We start from the raw sequence: 15,183 nt of genomic DNA on the forward strand, positions 1-15,183 counted from the left end.
GTCCTCTCTGCTCAGCGCGCCGGCGCCGGTCCGGTGCTGGCGCGCACGACGAGGTGGGTGGGGAGGGTGATCCGGTTGGGCGTGCCGGCCGGGTCGAGCAGCATCCGGGCCATCAGCCGCCCCTTCTCGGCGATCGGTTGGCGGATGGTGGTCAGCCCGGCCGCCGCGGCCAGCGGCACGTCGTCGAAGCCGGTCACCGAGAGGTCGCGTCCGACCCGGAGTCCGCGGTCCTCGGCGGTGCGGGCCACGGCGGCGGCGAGCACGTCGCTGTCCGCGACGATCGCCGTCGGCCGGTCGCCGCCGGTGAGCAGCGCCGCGGCGGCCGCGTGGCCGGAGGCCGTGGCGTTGCTGCCCCCGCTGACGACCCGCAGGCGGGCGCCGGCGGGCAGGGCGTCGCGGACCCCGGCCAGCCGGTCGCGGGAGTACGGGTAGAGGGCCGCCTCGTCCACCGTGGGGACGTACCGCCCGGGTGGTTGCGGCGCGGCGACGACCATCGCCAGGTCGAGGTGACCGAGGTCGACCAGGTGCCCGCCGATCGTCCGGCCGGCCTGCCGGTCGTCGATCAGCACGGCGCGGGCGGCGGTGGACTCGGCGGAGAGCACCAGCGGGAGCGAGCGGTCGGCGAGCGCCCGGACGGCCGGGTGCGCGTCGGTGAGCCCGTCGGCGACCGCGCCGTCGATCACGGCGCGGTGCACGGCGTCGAGCGACTCGGCCACCTGGGCGTCGGTGAGGCCCGCGACGACCGGCGCGAACGGGATGAGCAACAAGCTGGTCCGGCCCGCCGCGAGCGTCTCGGCGAGGCCGCCGAGCAGGTCGAGCACGTAGGGGTCGCGGAACGCGTACCCGAGTTCGGTGGTGAGGACGACGCCGACGGCGTTGGCCCGCCCGGTGCGCAGCGACCGCGCGGCGGCGTTCGGGCCGGCGTAGCCGAGGTCCCGGGCCACCGCGAGGATCCGGGTCCGCATCTCGGCGGAGAGCCGTTGCGGCCGGTTGAAGGCGTAGGAGACCGCGGCCGTGGAGACGCCCGCCGCCTCGGCGACGGACCGCAACGTCACTCGGGATCCCATGACGCGCCCTCCGTTGTTAATCGATTAACAGACTGCCTCGTCCGCGGGGCGCCCGTCAAGCCGTGGGTCCGGTTAGGATCGTCGGCATGACCTGGCGATGTTGATCCCCGCCTGAGCGACGAGGCCGCGGGCCACCACGGACACCACGCACTGCGACAGGTGTCCGTCACGTCCCGTGGGAAGGTCTCATGCTCGTCGCATCTGCCCGCGTGCCCGCGATCCGCCGCCTGGCGGCGACGCTCTACGGCTACGCGTTCCTCACCGACCTCGTCCTGCTCTACCCGCTCTACGTCCTGCTGTTCGCCGACACCGGGCTGTCGGTCGGGCAGATCTCCTCGCTCTTCGTCCTCTGGTCGGTCGCCGGCATCCTGCTGGAGGTCCCCTCCGGGGCGTGGGCCGACGCGCTGTCGCGCCGGCTGCTGCTCTGCCTGGCGCCGCTGCTCGCGGCCGCCGGCTTCGCGCTCTGGGTGCTGCTGCCGTCCTACCCGGCGTTCGCCGCCGGCTTCCTGCTCTGGGGCGCCGGCGGCGCGCTGCGTTCCGGGGCGCTGGAGGCGCTGGTCTTCACCGAACTCGACCGCCTCGGCGCCGCCGACCGCTACGCCCGGCTGATCGGCCGCACCCGCACCGCCGAGGTGCTCGGCGCGGTCGGGTCGGGAGTGCTCGCCGGCCCGGTGTACGCGCTCGGCGGCTACCTCGCCGTCGGCGCCGCCAGCGTGCTGACCTGCCTGCTCGCCGCCGCCGTCGCGGCCCGCCTCCCCGAGCACCGGTCCCCGGCGGGCGCCGACCCGACACCGGGGAAGCGGTCGGACCAGGACGAGCCCGGCTGGTGGGGCAGCCTGCGCGCCGGTCTCGCCGAGGTACGCGCCGACCGTGCCGTCCGCGCCGCGGTGCTGCTGGTCGCCGCCGTCACCGCGATCTGGGGCGGACTCGACGAGTACACCGGACTGCTGGCCCGGGACACCGGCGTGGGCGAGGTGGCCGTCCCGCTGCTGCTCCTGCTGGTGTGGGCCGGGATGACAGTGGGCGGGCTGCTCGCCGCGTGGGGCGAACGGCTGTCCCACCGGGGGTACGCCGGCCTGCTGGTGCTCGCGGCGGCGGCGACGGCTACCGGGGCGCTGCTGCGCCATCCGGCCGGCTTCCTGCTGCTGGCGGTCTCGTTCGCCGCGTTCCAGCTCGCCACCGTGCTCGCCGACGTGCGATTGCAGGCGCGGATCACCGGCGACGCCCGGGCCACCGTCACCTCGCTGGCCGGGATGGCCACCGACCTCACCACCGTCGCCTTCTACGGCGGGTACGGGCTGCTGGCCGGTGTGCTGGGCAACCCGACCGCGTTCGCGGTGGCCGTGCTGCCGTACCTGCCGGTGGCGCTCCGGGTGCTCACCGGGTCGAGAGTGAGTCGCCAGAAAGCGACACAAAAAGGGCGCTCGTCACTACGGTGGGTCCGGTGACCCTGCAAGCACAGCGCACCCTGCGCGACGAGGACCTGACCGGGCTGGCGGAGCTGGCCGCCCAGTTGCGGGTGGACGCCATCCGGTGCAGCACGATGGCCGGCTCCGGCCACCCCACCTCCAGCCTCTCCGCCGCCGACCTGCTCGCCGTGCTCGTCGCCCGGCACCTGCGCTACGACTGGTCCTTTCCCGGCAACCCCGGCAACGACCACCTGATCTTCTCGAAGGGGCACGCCTCCCCGCTGCTGTACGCGGTGTTCCGGGCCGTCGGCGCGATCAGCGAGCAGGAGCTGCTGGAGACGTACCGCCGGGCCGACTCGCGCCTGCAGGGCCACCCCACCCCGGTCCTGCCCTGGGTCGACGTCGCCACCGGCTCGCTCGGACAGGGCCTGCCGGTCGGCGTCGGCGTGGCGCTGGCCGCGCAGTACCTCGACCGGTCCCCGGCCCACGTCTGGGTGCTCTGCGGCGACAGCGAGACCGCCGAGGGCTCGGTCTGGGAGGCCCTGGACAAGGCCGGCCACTACGGGCTGCGCAATCTGACCGCGATCGTCGACGTCAACCGACTCGGCCAGCGCGGTCCCACCGAGCTGGGGTGGGACCTGGACACCTACCGGCGACGGGTGGAGGCGTTCGGCTGCCGGGCGATCGTGGTCGACGGCCACGACCTCGGCGCGGTCGACGAGGCGTACGAGCAGGCCCGGCACGCCACCGGACCGACAGTGGTGCTGGCCCGGACGGTCAAGGGCCGGGGCGTGCCCGAGATCGAGGACGACCCGTCCTGGCACGGCAAGGCGCTCGACCCCGACCTGGCCGACCGGGCCGTGCGGGCGCTCGGCGGGCCGCGGCGGATCCGGGTCGCCGGACCGAGGCCGTTCGCCGTGCCCCGGACCGAACCGGTCGAGCACCGGCGGCCGGAGCTGCCCCGCTACGAACGCGGCGCGAAGGTCGCCACCCGGGACGCGTACGGCGACGCGCTGCGCGCCCTCGGCGCCGCCCGGCCGGACGTGGTCGCCCTGGACGGCGAGGTCGGCGACTCCACCCGGGCCGACCGCTTCGGCGAGGCGTACCCCGATCGGTACTTCCAGATGTCCATCGCCGAGCAGCAGCTCGTCGCCGCCGCCGTGGGTCTGGCGGTGCGGGGCCGGCGGCCGTTCGCGGCCACGTTCGCCGCGTTCTGGTCGCGCGCCTACGACTTCATCCGGATGGCCGGCGTCTCCCGCGCCGACATCGCCCTGGTCGGTTCGCACGCCGGGGTGGAGATCGGCCCGGACGGCCCGTCCCAGATGGGCCTGGAGGACGTCGCCGCGCTGCGCGCGGTGCCCGGCTCCACGGTGCTCTGCCCGGCCGACGCGGTCTCCTGCGCGGCCCTGGTCGCCCAACTGCCCGACCGGCCGGGCGTGGCCTACCTGCGCACCACCCGCGGGGCCTACCCGGTGCTCTACGACGACGGCGAGGCGTTCCCGATCGGCGGCAGCCGGGTGGTCCGCGAGGGCGGCGACATCGCGCTGCTCGGCGCCGGCGTCACCGTGCACGTCTGCCTCGCCGCCGCCGACGAGCTGACCCGCGAGGGGATCGCCGCCCGGGTGGTCGACCTCTACTCGATCAAGCCGGTGGACCGGGAACGGCTGCGGGAGGCGGTCCGGGACACCGGCGGCCGGCTCGTCGTGGTCGAGGACCACTATCCGGAGGGCGGCCTCGGCTCGGCCGTGCTGGAGGCGCTGGCCGACCTGGCCGAACCGGTCCGGGTCCAGCACCTCGCGGTGCGCGGGCTGCCCGGCTCCGGCACCCCGGCCCAGCAGCTCGACCGCGCCGGGATCGGCAGGCACGCGGTCGTCGCGGCGGCACGCGCGTTGGCGTAAGGCGGGGCCCCCGGTTAACGCCTCCGGTAGAGGCGGGGCCCCTGCTTAACGCCCCGGCCGAGGTGTCACTCCGGCAGCGCGTCGAGGTAGACCCAGCGGCCGTCCTCGCGGGCGAAGCGGCTCAGCTCGGCCAGCACACCGGACCGGCCGCCCTCGCGGTAGTGCGCCCGGAAGCGGACCGTGCCGGTGCTGTCGAACAGGCCACCCTGCCCGGTCCCCAGCACCTCCAGCCGGGTCCACCGGGTGCCCGGGTCCAGCGCCAGGCGCGCGGGCCGGGTACGCGAGTGCCAGCTGTGCCGCAGGTAGTCGGCGTCGCCGAGGACGAACGCGCTGAACCGGGACCGCATCAGCGCCTCGGCGGTCGGCGCCGTCGCGGCGCCCCGGTGCACCGGGGCGCAGCAGTCCTCGTATAGCCGGCCAGATCCGCACGGGCAGGCCGCGTTCCGTGTCGCCATCCCACGATTCTCACCCGCCGCCGGCAAGCGTGAGGGAGGGCCGCTCTACGCGCGGTTGTTAGGAGGGGCCCCTCCTCTACCGGAGGCGTTAACAGGGGGCCCCTCCTTGCACACAGGCGGGGCGGCGGGCGGCGGGTCGGCGCACTAGGGTCCGGGGACCATGAGCGTGAGCCCGACACGGCGCGACCTCGACCCGGAGCAGGTGCGCCGCTACCTGACCGCCTCGCTCGGCCCGGCCGCCGAGGTGGCCGACTGCGGGCCGTTGACCGGCGGGGGGTTCGCCGCGGTGTGGTGGGTGCGCCTCGGCGACGGCCGTGAGGTGGTGCTCAAGGTCGGGCCACCGCCGCACGTGCCGCTGCTGCGCTACGAGCACGACATGATCGGCGCGGAGGCGCGTTACCTGCGGCTGGTGGCCGCCCGCGCGCCCGCGGTGCCGGTGCCGTCGCTGCTGCACCACGGCTGCCATCCCGACCTGGGCGACTGGCTGCTTACCGCGCGCCTGCCCGGCCGTACCCTCGCCGAGCTGACCCGGGCCGGCGCGGACGTCGGCCCGCTGCGGGCGGAGTTCGGCCGGGCGCTGGCGGCGCTGCACGCCGTCACCGGCCACCGGTACGGCTACGACAGCGGCCGGGCCGCCGCTCCCACCTGGCGGGCCGCCTACACCGCGATGGTGGACGACCTGCTCGCCGACGCGGCGGACTGGGCGGTGCCGCTGCCCGCGACCCGGCTCCGGGAGCTGGTCGCCCGGCACGCGACCGCCCTCGACGTGGTGCGCCGGCCGGCGCTGCTGCACTTCGACGGCTGGGCCGGCAACGTGCTGGCCGTCGACGGGCCGGACGGCACGCCCCGGCTCAGCGGCCTGGTCGACGGCGAGCGGCACCTGTGGGGCGATCCGCTGCTGGACCTGGTGTCGCCGCTGCTGTTCCGTCGCGCCGAGGACGAGCCGGACGATCCGCTGGTGCGGGCCTACCGGGCGGCCGCGCCGTTCCCGCTGGACGCCGGTGCGCGGCGGCGGCTCGGCCTCTACCGGCTGCACCTCTATCTGCTGATGACCGTGGAGATGCCCAGCCGGGCCATCACCGCGGAGTCGGACCCGGGCCGGGTCGCGCGGTTGGCCGAGCTGCTCGACGCCGAGTTGTCCGACCTGGCCCGGCCGGTGGGGTGAGGACCGCCCGTGGCGGGGGTCAGGGGACCGTGTCGGGTGGACCGGGACGTCGTAGAGCAGCCGGACGTGCCGGCGGCCGTTGGTGACGCCGACGAAGACTCGTGGTGGATGTGGCCGCGCCGATGCAGGAGCAGGACGCGTCGAGCGGTGGTGGGGTCGCTGTCGAGCTGGATGCGCAGGAGGGGCATCGCGGACCACGCCGACGCCTACCCGACCCTGACCGCCTCCGGCCACCTCGACGACACCCGGTGGAGCGACGACCTGCTGTTCGAGGAGGGCCTCACGGCCCTGCTCCGGGTCGGGACCTCCGACTGACCCGCCGCCGAGCGTCGTTCACAACCAACCCGAGCGGCGGAACAACCGGTGCAGCGTCACCGCCAGCGTCGCCATGAGCAGCAGCGCGCCGCCGTAGCCGTAGCGCCAGTGCAGCTCCGGCATGTGCGCGAAGTTCATCCCGTAGACCCCGGCCACCGCGGTCTGCGACGCGGCGATCGCCGCCCACGCCGCGATCCGCCGCATGTCGTCGTTCTGCTCCACGGCGAGCTGCGTCAGCCGGGACTGCACCAGCGAGGTGAGCAGCTCGTCGTAGGCTCCGATCCGCTCCACGGCCCGGGCCAACCCGTCGACCACGGCGGCGAAGCGGTGCCGCAGCGCGGCCGGCGGGCCGCCGTCGGGGGAGTCCAGCAGGGCGCGCAGCGGCGCGAGCAGCGGCAGCACCGCCCGCTTGAACTCCACCACCTCCCGCTTGAGCTGGTAGAGATGCTGGATGTCGGCGCCGTGCTCGCGGGCGAAGACGCTCTCCTCGACCCGGTCCAGGTCCCGCTCCAGGTGCTCGGCGACCTCCAGGTACAGCTCGACCATCCGGGCGCAGACCGCATATCCCACCGCCCAGGGGCCCTGGGCCAGCACGTCCGGCCGGCGTTGCACCTCCGCGCGCACCGGGGCGAGGGCGCCGGTCGCGCCGTGCCGGACGGTCAGCGCGAACCGCTCGCCGAGGAACACCAGCACGTCGCCGGTGTCGACCACCTCGGAGGTGGCGGTCAGCTCGGCGTGCTCGACGTAGCCGGCGCTGCGCAGCACCAGCAGTGTCACGTCGCCGTAGCGCCGCACGGTGGGCCGGTGCCCGTCGGCGAGCGCCTGCTGCACCGCCGCCTCGTCCAACCCGAACGTCCGCCCGACCGCGGCCAGCACGGCCGCGCCGGGCTCGTGCAGACCGAGCCAGACGAAGGTACGCCGGCCGCGGCGCGCCCGGTCGTACGCGTCGGCGTAGTGCGGCCGGCCGGGCTCCCGCCGCCCCGCGACGTAAACCGCGCAGTCGACCACCGCGTCGGGGTTCACCCGGCGTTGTCGCGGCACGATCGCCTCGTCGCGCCGCAACAGTCGCCCGACGAGGCCGGGCAGCCGCTCCCGCCACCGGGTCCGGTCCACCGCAACCTCCGTCCGCCCGGGAAACCGACGGCCTACCGTACGGTGCTCCCGGGCCTGGCGGTGTCCGGCCCGCGTCAGCGGGCGGCGGTGGCGAAGACCACGATGTTGTCGGGATAGCTGCCGGTGCGCGGGTCGAACCGCCCGCCGCAGGTGATCAGGCGCAGCCGGGCCGCCGCGTCGCCGCCGTACACCCGCTCGGTGGGGAAGCGGTCCTTCGGGTACGCCCCGACACCGTCCACGGTGAACGCCACGGTCCGGCCGTCGGCCCGGACCACCCGGACCGTGTCGCCCGGGCGGAGTCTGCCCAGGTCGAAGAAGACCGCCGGCCCGCGTTGCGAGTCGACGTGCCCGACCAGCACCGCGTTGCCGGCCTGACCGGGCGCGGGGCCGGGGCGGTACCAGCCGGCCACCTCCGGGCGCTCCAGCGGCGGCACCTCCAGCGCACCGTCGTCGTCGGTGGCGACCGGCACGACCTCGGCGTCGACGCCGATGCGGGGGATGGCGATCCGGACCGGCGTCGAGCGGGGGAGCGTCGGGCCGGCGGAACCGGGACGCTCGGTGGCCGGCGCGGCGGAGGCGCCGGGCTGCGGCGGGACCGCCGAGGTGCGGCCGAGACCGGCCGAGACCAGCCCGACGCCCAGGGCGCCGGCGAGGGTGACGGCGGTGACGACGACCCCGGTGCGCAGGCGCGACGACCCGCGTACCGGGCGACTGGACGAGGACACCGGTTGCACCTCCGTCCGACGTGGACGCGGCGCCCGCGCCGGTGGACCGGCGCGGGCGACCCGCTCGGTGAGCCTTTCAGGCGGTGACGCCGGCCCGCCGCCGGCGACGGACGAGGACGTACGTCCCGCCGGCGAGCGCGCCGACGGCGAGCGCGCCGCCCGCGACCAGCACGCCGGGGTCGCCGCCGCGGCCGCCGGCGCCGGCCTGGGCGCCGCCGATCGGCGTGACGGTGAACGTGGCGCTGCCGCCGTCGCTGCCGTCGCCGCAGGTGGTGGCGACGGTGTACGTGCCGAGCGTGAACCCGGCGGTGAACAGCTCGGCGCTCAGCCCGCCGCCGGCGGCGGCCGTGGTGGACCGGACGTTCTGGTCGCGGTCCGGTCCGGTGACCCGGAAGATCGCGTCACCGGCGTTCGGGTTGCACGTCGTGGTGAGGACGACCGTGCCGCCGACCGGGGTGGTGGCGGGTGAGACTCTGGTGTCCGCCAGCGCGGCGGCCGGGAGCAGCAGTGCGCCGAGGCCCACGCCGACCGCCGCCGTTCCGAGAATTGACTGTGCCTTCATCCGCGTCTTCCCTCACTTTTCGTCCGCTGTCTGCGTGGGACGTCGTTCGGGTGGCCAACTCCGTGACTAGCACCGGTGTGGCCAACACTAGGAGGGTTGCGGCGGTCACTGGGGGTAATTGAGAAATCTTCGTTGCCGTCCGATGTTCCCCGTCTCGCCACCGGTCGGCGGACATGCCGGCACGATCGGCGCGGCAGCGGACATACCCGGCCTCACCTGGCCGGCGGCTCCGGCTGGACCAGCCCGGTGTCGTACGCCAGCACCACCGCCTGGATCCGGTCGCGCAGGCCCAGCTTGGTGAGGATCGCGGAGACGTGCGTCTTCACGGTGGCGGTGCTGAGGTGCAGCCGGGCGGCGATCTCCGCGTTGGACAGGGCCCGCGCGGTCAACGTCAGCACCTCCACCTCGCGGGCGGTCAACGCGGCCAGGGCCCGCTCGGCGGTGGGCGCCGGGCCGGGCAGCCGACCGGCGAACCGGTCCAGCAGCCGCCGCGTCACGGTCGGGGCCAGCAGCGCCTCGCCCCGGGCCACCACCCGCACCGCCTCCGCCAGGTCGGCCGGGCGGGTGTCCTTGAGCAGGAATGCGCTCGCCCCGGCCCGCAACGCGGCGTAGACGTGCTCGTCCACGTCGAACGTGGTGAGCATGACGATCCGGGCGGAGCTGCCGGCGGCCACCAACTCCCGGGTCGCGGCGATGCCGTCCCGCCGGGGCATCCGCACGTCCATCAGCACCACGTCCGGCCGGGTACGCGTCGCCACCGCGACCGCCTCGACGCCGTCCGCCGCCTCGCCGACCACGGTCAGGTCGGGCCGCGCGTCGAGGACCATCCGCAGACCGGCGCGGATCAGCTCCTGGTCGTCGGCGACCACCACCCGGACGCTCACCGGTGCGCCCCCACCGGGAGGTCGGCGCGGACCCGGAAACCGCCGGACGGCAGCGGGCCGGCGTCGAGCGTGCCGCCGAGCAGCCGGGCCCGTTCCCGCATGCCGACGATGCCGCGCCCGCCGGTCGTGCCGGTCCGGCGGGCGGGCGTCGAGCCGTCGTTGACCACCTCCAGCCGCAGCATCCCGTCGTCGTACCGCACGTCGACGTCGGCGCGCGTGGCGTGCCCGTGCCGCAGCGCGTTGGTCAGCGACTCCTGCACGATCCGGTACGCCGAGAGCTGCACCCCGCCGGGCAGCGTCTCGCAGTCGCCCTCCCGGCGCAGCGTCACCGGCAGCCCCACCGCGCGGACGGCGTCGGCCAGCGCGTCGAGCTGCGCCAGGCGCGGCTGCGGCCCGTCGGGGTCGGAACCGTCGTCGGCGGTGAGCGCGTGCAACATGGCGCGCAGCTCGGTCAGCGCCGACCGGGCCGCCGCGTTGATCGACCCGAGCGCGGCGCGGGCCTGCTCCGGGTGCTGGTCGAAGACGTCCTCGGCGGCGACGGCCTGCACCGCGATGACCGCCACGTGGTGGGCGACCACGTCGTGCAGCTCCCGGGAGATCCGCTCCCGCTCGGTGGCGCGTACCTGCCGCTCCCACTCGCAGCGCCGCTGCTCCCGGGCCCGCATCACCTCACCGACGGACCAGCTGAAGCCGAGCGCGAACAGCGCGAGCAGCAGGTCGCGCCAGTCGCCGGTGGCCAGCTTCCACGGCGTGGGGGCGGCCAGCAGGCCGAGCGCGACGAGCGAGAACCGGGGTGGGCGCAGCCGGGCCACGTAGGACAGCGGCGCGGCCACCAGGCCGAGCCAGCCGAGCGCCGGGCAGAGCGCCTCCAGCCCGACGCCGGCCAGCGCGGCCAGCGCGAGGGCGTACCCCGGTCGGTGGCGGATCCACAGCAGGCAGCTGGCCTGCAGCGCGGCGAGGCCGACCGCGACGGCGGTCCCGCCCGCGGTGGCCGGGCCGGTGCCGGAGGTCAGCAGCACGAGCAGCGACACGGCGAGGACGACGACGGCGATGCCGCCGTCGATGGCCAGCAGCGCGGTCCGGGAGCGGGACGGGCACCTCATGTCCGGATGCTAGGCCGCCGGCCCGCCCGTGTTCATCGGCCGCGAGACGGAGATCGGGCCGGGTCCTGGTCCCCGCGGCGGAGCGGGGAACCGGTCCGCCGCGTGATCCGCGCGACGCCCGTCCGGCCCTAGCGTTGCGGCAGTCGATTCCGCCGCACCGGAGGTACGCACCGATGGAGACCGCGATGCCCGCCACCACCGTCCGTCCGGCCCGCCGCCGTGACCGGCTGCTCACGGTGCTCGCCGCCACGGCCGCGACGCTGGTGGGCTGGGCCGTCGCGGTGCCGCTCGCCGGGGTCGAGCTGACCGTCCGCGGCGGCGGCGGCGAGCAGCGGGTCGGCCCGCTGGCGGTGGCGGTGAGCACGCTGCTGGCCGGGCTGGCCGGCTGGGCGCTGCTGGCCCTTCTGGATCGCTTCACCGGGCGGGCGCGGACGGTCTGGACCGCGGTGGCGGCGGTGGTGCTGCTGCTGTCCCTGCTCGGTCCGCTGACCGGGGGAGTGGGTCGCCCGGCCATGGTGACGCTTGTGGCCCTGCACCTGCTCGCCGGCGCCGTGCTGGTGCCCGGCCTGCGGCGGACCGCCGTCCGCTGACCGTCGAGGTCGGGACCGCCGTCACGGGGGCGCGCGGTCCCGACCCGACCGCCGGTCAGCTCGCCGGGACCGGCTCCGGCAACGGCTCGCCGGTCTCCAGCAGACTCTTGAGGCTGGCCAGCAGTTCCGGCCAGCCTCCGCTGCCGTCGAGCTGGCCGCTGATCGCCCGGTGCATCTCGCTGTCCGGCGAGAAGTCGTCGTGGACCACGGTCAGCCGGACCGTTTCGCCCTGTGGGACGAGGTCGAACGTCACAGTCGAACGGCGCTCGCCGAGCCGGGCGGCCAGCTCCTCGTCGGACCACCCGAAGTGCGCCGCGTGCTCGGCCTGGAAGCCGTGCCAGGTGTACGCGAGCCGCCGGTAGGGCTCGGCGACCAGCACCCGCTGACCGAGGTCCTTCGGCTCGCCGTCCGGCGTGTCCTGCCACCGCACGGGTGAGCCGGGCCGCCAGTCGGAGACCAGCGTGACGCCGCCCCAGTAGCGGCGGGTGAACGCGGGTTCGGTCAGGGCCCGCCAGAGCCGCTCGGGCGTGGTCCGGACGTAGGTGGTGTAGACGAACGTGGGGCTCTCCATGGGCTCCCTCTCCAGTGCGGTCCGCAGGTCGGCGAGGGCGCGGGCGCGCTCCCGGTGGTAGCGGCCGATCCATCGGTCGGCCACCGCGTTGATCGGAGCGGCGTCGAGGTGGTGCAGTTTCTCCCGCCCGCGCCGGGTGGTGGTCACCAGGCCGGCGGCCTCCAGCACGGCGAGGTGTTTGCTCACCGACTGCCGGGTCATCTCCAGCCCGGCGCACAGCTCGCGCAGACTCTGGCCGTTGCGGGCGTTCAGGCGGTCGAGCAGGCGTCGCCGGTTGGCGTCGGCCAGCGCCCGGAACACGTCGTCCACCCGTCGCTCCACTCTTTTGGAAGGGCAGCCATCCGGTTGCCCTTCCGAAGGATAGGCACCCCGGAGGGTGCCCGTCCAGGAAAGTCAGCCTCCTAGGATGCTCTAGGCGGCGTGAGCCGGCGAACATTTCTCCACCGCACCGCGGAGCCGACCTCGCGGCCGCCGAGGACGCCGTGCAGGACGCGCTGGTCGAGGCGCTGCGCGTCTGGCCGGACGAACTGCCGCGCGAGCCGAGGGCATGGCTTGTCACCGCGGCCCGGCGCTACGCCGAGGCGGCCCGTCGTCCTCGATGGGGGGCTCCGGTGGCCGCTCGCCCGCACGCTAGCCTGCGGGCGTGGATCTGGGGCAGGACGGCGAGCGGGTGGCCGCCTCCCTCGCGCACCGACTCGACCGGCTGACCTTCGAGGATCTCTCCGCCGACCAGGTCACCTCCCGGCTCGTCGACGCCGTGGTCGAGTGGGCGACCGGTGAGGGCTGGCGGGTCTACCGTCGGGCGGCGAGCGTGCTGCCGTTGCCGCCGCCGCTGGACGGGCGGCAGTCGGTGCTCGACATCGCCTGCGCCCGGCCGGGCCGTCCGCCGGTCGTCGTCGAGGTGGACCACACCGATCGTCGACGGACCGTGGAGAAGCTGCTGGCCGAGGCCGAGGCCGGGCGGATCCCGATCTGGCTTCGCTGGGGCGTACCCGGGTTCGCCGCGCCGCCCGCGCCGATCCGGATGGTGACGGTCGAGGTGTCCCGCCGCAACGGTCCGGCCGGCCAGGGCCGGCGGTACTCCCGGCGAGCGGCGGCGGACCTGCCGGCACCCGCGCACTCGGTGACGGCGGTCGGCCCGACGGTCCCGTTCGCGTTGCCGCTTGGCATCCCCGGCGAGCCCGACTGAGCGTCCGGGACCGGCTGCCCCCCCCGGCGGTGCCGGCCCGGAGCCGGTGCGGGGTGCTGCCGCCGACACCCGAGGCGTCGTGCGGGGCCCTGGGTAAACCGCTCGGCAGGCGGCGCGGTCGCTGGTAGCTTGTCTCGTCGTGACGGGGGAACGGCTCGGCGGGCGGTTCGCCCGGCTGTGGACCGCGAGCACGCTGTCCGCGCTCGGCAGCGGCACGGCCACCGTGGCCGCCCCGCTGTTCGTGGCGTCGCGAACCGACGACCCGCTGGTGGTCTCCGCCGGGGCGGCGGTGTCGTGGCTGCCGTGGCTGTTGTTCGCGCTGCCCGGCGGTGTGCTTGCCGACCGGGCGGACCGGCGTCGGCTGATGGTGCTCATCGACTGGGTGCGGGTCGTCGCGTTGGTCGTGCTGGCCGCGGCGATGCTCACCGGCCGGGCCGGGGTGGCGCTGCTCTACGTGGTGCTGTTCGTGGTCAACACCGGCGAGGTGGTGTTCCGCACCGCCGCCCAGGCGGTCCTGCCGGCGGTGGTGCCCCGGTCCCGGCTGGAACGGGCCAACGGCTGGCTCAACGGCGGCACCCAGGTCACGCAGAACATGGTCGCCGGCCCGCTCGGCGGGTTCCTGTTCGTGCTCGCGGCGGCGGCGCCGTTCGCGCTCAACGCCGGCACGTACGCGCTCAGCGCCGTGCTCGTCGGCCTGCTCGCCGGCACGTACCGGGCGGAGGGGCCGAGGCTCGGGCCGCGCTCGGCGCGGGCGGAGATCGCCGAAGGCTTCCGGTGGCTGCTGTCGCAGCGGCTGCTGCGCACCATGGCGGCGCTGATCGGGCTGCTCAATGTCACGCTGACCGCGGCGATCGCAGTGCTGGTGCTGCTCGCGACCGAGCGCCTGGGCCTCGGTTCGGTCGGCTACGGCGCGTTGTTCACCTGCATGGCGGTGGGCGGGCTGCTCGGGTCGGTTCTCGGTGACCGGCTGATCGCCGCCATCACCGCCACCTGGACGGTCCGGGTGGGGCTGTTGGTCGAGGCCGGCCTGCACCTGGCGCTGGCCGCGTCGCGCAGCGCGGTGGTGGTCGGCGTCGCGCTGTTCGCGTTCGGGGTGCACAGCGCACTGTGGAACATCGTGGCCAACTCGCTGCGCCAGCGGCTCACCCCGCCGGCGATGATGGGCCGGGTGGGCAGCACCACGCTGTTCGTCGCGGCCGGCGGCAACTGCGTCGGCGCGCTGCTCGGCGGGGTGGTCGCCGCCCGGTACGGCATCACCGCCCCGTACTGGGTGGGCTTCGCGGTGGCGGTCGGGGTGATCGCCGCGACCTGGCGGGTCTTCGACCGGGCCACGGTGGCCGCCGCGTACGCCGAGCCGGTCGCCGCGGCCGCCCGCGAGCCGGTGAGCGGATAGCTCGTGCGGGCCGAACTGCTCGACCGCCTCGCCGACGACCTCGCCGGGCGCCGGCCGCCGCACCCGCTGCGCGTGGCGATCGACGGTCCCGACGCGGCCGGCAAGACCCGGCTCGCCGACGACCTGGCCCGGGTGCTGGCCCGGCGGCGACCCGTGTGCCGGGTGAGCGTGGACGGGTTCCACCGGCCCGCCGCGGTCCGGTCGGCGCGGGGCCGGCTCTCGCCGGAGGGCTACTACCTCGACTCGTTCGACCACGAGACGATCGTGGCGCGGGTGCTGCGTCCGCTGGGCCCCGGCGGCGACCGGCGCTACCTGCCGGCCGCGTACGACGTGCGCGCCGACGCGCCGGTGACCGCCGAGCCGGTGACCGCGCCGGCGGACGCGGTGCTCCTGGTCGACGGGGTGTTCCTGCTCCGCCCGGAGTTGCGCGAGCACTGGGACGTGACGGTTCACCTGCACGTCGCGCCGGAGGAGACGCTGCGCCGGGCGCTGGCCCGGGACCTCGAGGTGTTCGGCTCGGCCGACGAGGTGCGCCGCCGCTACCGGGCGCGCTACCTGCCGGGGCAGGAGCTGTACCGGGCGCGGGCACGCCCGGCGGAGCGGGCCGACGTGCTGCTCGACCTGACCGAGCCGCTCGCCCCGGCCGTGCTCGCCTGGCGGGTGTGAGAGGGGGCCGCTTCTCTACCGCAGGCGTTAACAGGGGGCCCCTCCTTACACCGGCGGCACGGGGAGGGTGACGCCCTG

16 protein-coding genes and 1 pseudogene are annotated in these 15,183 nt (G+C 75.7%); 9 read left to right on the top strand and 8 right to left on the bottom strand.

What is annotated here, in order from left to right; translation table 11 throughout:
- Positions 1-11 precede the first annotated feature (11 nt).
- The gene (locus O7618_RS09185) at positions 12-1,067 is read right to left on the bottom strand and encodes a LacI family DNA-binding transcriptional regulator (protein WP_278105587.1); all 1,056 of its coding nucleotides are present in this window, start codon (positions 1,065-1,067) and stop codon (positions 12-14) included.
- Positions 1,068-1,255: 188 nt separating this feature from the next.
- On the opposite strand from O7618_RS09185, the gene O7618_RS09190 reads away from it, so the two are divergent.
- Together O7618_RS09190 and O7618_RS09195 are read left to right on the top strand one after the other, a co-directional pair.
- A complete protein-coding gene (locus O7618_RS09190) occupies positions 1,256-2,515 on the top strand; it encodes an MFS transporter (RefSeq protein ID WP_278105588.1) in 1,260 nt (419 codons plus the stop codon).
- Positions 2,512-4,374, top strand: coding sequence for a transketolase (locus O7618_RS09195; protein ID WP_278105589.1), 1,863 nt, complete (start codon positions 2,512-2,514; stop codon positions 4,372-4,374). The genes O7618_RS09190 and O7618_RS09195 overlap by 4 nt, the downstream gene beginning before the upstream one ends.
- 65 nt (positions 4,375-4,439) lie before the next feature.
- Here the strand turns inward: O7618_RS09195 and O7618_RS09200 are convergent, their stop codons facing one another.
- On the bottom strand, positions 4,440-4,829 hold the full coding sequence (locus O7618_RS09200) for a YchJ family protein (protein ID WP_278105590.1): 390 nt from the start codon (positions 4,827-4,829) through the stop codon (positions 4,440-4,442).
- Between the two features lie 160 nt (positions 4,830-4,989).
- Between O7618_RS09200 and O7618_RS09205 the strand changes: the two genes are divergently transcribed.
- Both O7618_RS09205 and O7618_RS09210 read left to right on the top strand, forming a co-directional pair.
- On the top strand, positions 4,990-5,994 hold the full coding sequence (locus O7618_RS09205) for a phosphotransferase (RefSeq protein WP_278105591.1): 1,005 nt from the start codon (positions 4,990-4,992) through the stop codon (positions 5,992-5,994).
- 36 nt (positions 5,995-6,030) lie between these two features.
- Complete coding sequence (locus tag O7618_RS09210; RefSeq protein WP_278105592.1) at positions 6,031-6,309, top strand: hypothetical protein; 279 nt, start codon at positions 6,031-6,033, stop codon at positions 6,307-6,309.
- A gap of 18 nt (positions 6,310-6,327) precedes the next feature.
- Here O7618_RS09210 and O7618_RS09215 read toward each other — a convergent pair whose 3' ends face one another.
- The 5 genes from O7618_RS09215 to O7618_RS09235 form a co-directional block, all read right to left on the bottom strand.
- Positions 6,328-7,422: a magnesium and cobalt transport protein CorA gene (locus O7618_RS09215; protein WP_278105593.1), complete on the bottom strand. Its 1,095-nt coding sequence runs from the start codon at positions 7,420-7,422 to the stop codon at positions 6,328-6,330.
- 74 nt (positions 7,423-7,496) lie between these two features.
- On the bottom strand, positions 7,497-8,147 hold the full coding sequence (locus O7618_RS09220) for a class F sortase (protein ID WP_278105594.1): 651 nt from the start codon (positions 8,145-8,147) through the stop codon (positions 7,497-7,499).
- Positions 8,148-8,223: 76 nt separating this feature from the next.
- The gene (locus O7618_RS09225) at positions 8,224-8,709 is read right to left on the bottom strand and encodes a hypothetical protein (RefSeq protein ID WP_278105595.1); all 486 of its coding nucleotides are present in this window, start codon (positions 8,707-8,709) and stop codon (positions 8,224-8,226) included.
- Positions 8,710-8,921: 212 nt separating this feature from the next.
- On the bottom strand, positions 8,922-9,593 hold the full coding sequence (locus O7618_RS09230; RefSeq protein ID WP_278105596.1) for a response regulator transcription factor: 672 nt from the start codon (positions 9,591-9,593) through the stop codon (positions 8,922-8,924).
- Complete coding sequence (locus tag O7618_RS09235; RefSeq protein ID WP_278105597.1) at positions 9,590-10,696, bottom strand: histidine kinase; 1,107 nt, start codon at positions 10,694-10,696, stop codon at positions 9,590-9,592. Before O7618_RS09235 ends, O7618_RS09230 begins: the two co-directional genes overlap by 4 nt.
- Positions 10,697-10,881: 185 nt before the next feature.
- Between O7618_RS09235 and O7618_RS09240 the strand changes: the two genes are divergently transcribed.
- On the top strand, positions 10,882-11,286 hold the full coding sequence (locus tag O7618_RS09240; RefSeq protein WP_278105598.1) for a DUF6069 family protein: 405 nt from the start codon (positions 10,882-10,884) through the stop codon (positions 11,284-11,286).
- A gap of 55 nt (positions 11,287-11,341) precedes the next feature.
- On the opposite strand, the gene O7618_RS09245 is transcribed toward O7618_RS09240, so the two are convergent.
- Positions 11,342-12,166 carry a metalloregulator ArsR/SmtB family transcription factor gene (locus O7618_RS09245; RefSeq protein WP_278105599.1) on the bottom strand — a complete coding sequence of 275 codons (825 nt, stop codon included), beginning with the start codon at positions 12,164-12,166 and terminating at the stop codon, positions 11,342-11,344.
- A 125-nt stretch (positions 12,167-12,291) separates the two neighbouring features.
- Between O7618_RS09245 and O7618_RS09250 the strand changes: the two are divergent.
- From O7618_RS09250 to O7618_RS09265, 4 genes and pseudogenes are all read left to right on the top strand, one after another.
- A pseudogene (locus O7618_RS09250) lies at positions 12,292-12,447 on the top strand (sigma factor); the annotation flags it as partial.
- 53 nt (positions 12,448-12,500) lie between these two features.
- Entirely contained in the window at positions 12,501-13,046 is a 546-nt protein-coding gene (locus tag O7618_RS09255; RefSeq protein ID WP_278105600.1) for a hypothetical protein, read from the top strand.
- Between the two features lie 139 nt (positions 13,047-13,185).
- A complete protein-coding gene (locus O7618_RS09260; protein WP_278105601.1) occupies positions 13,186-14,439 on the top strand; it encodes an MFS transporter in 1,254 nt (417 codons plus the stop codon).
- A gap of 3 nt (positions 14,440-14,442) precedes the next feature.
- Positions 14,443-15,105, top strand: a complete 663-nt coding sequence (locus O7618_RS09265) for a uridylate kinase (RefSeq protein WP_278105602.1) — start codon at positions 14,443-14,445, stop codon at positions 15,103-15,105.
- The last annotated feature ends 78 nt before the right edge of the window (positions 15,106-15,183 follow it).

The organism is Micromonospora sp. WMMD980, assembly GCF_029626035.1.
In the GTDB taxonomy this organism is placed as follows: domain Bacteria; phylum Actinomycetota; class Actinomycetes; order Mycobacteriales; family Micromonosporaceae; genus Micromonospora.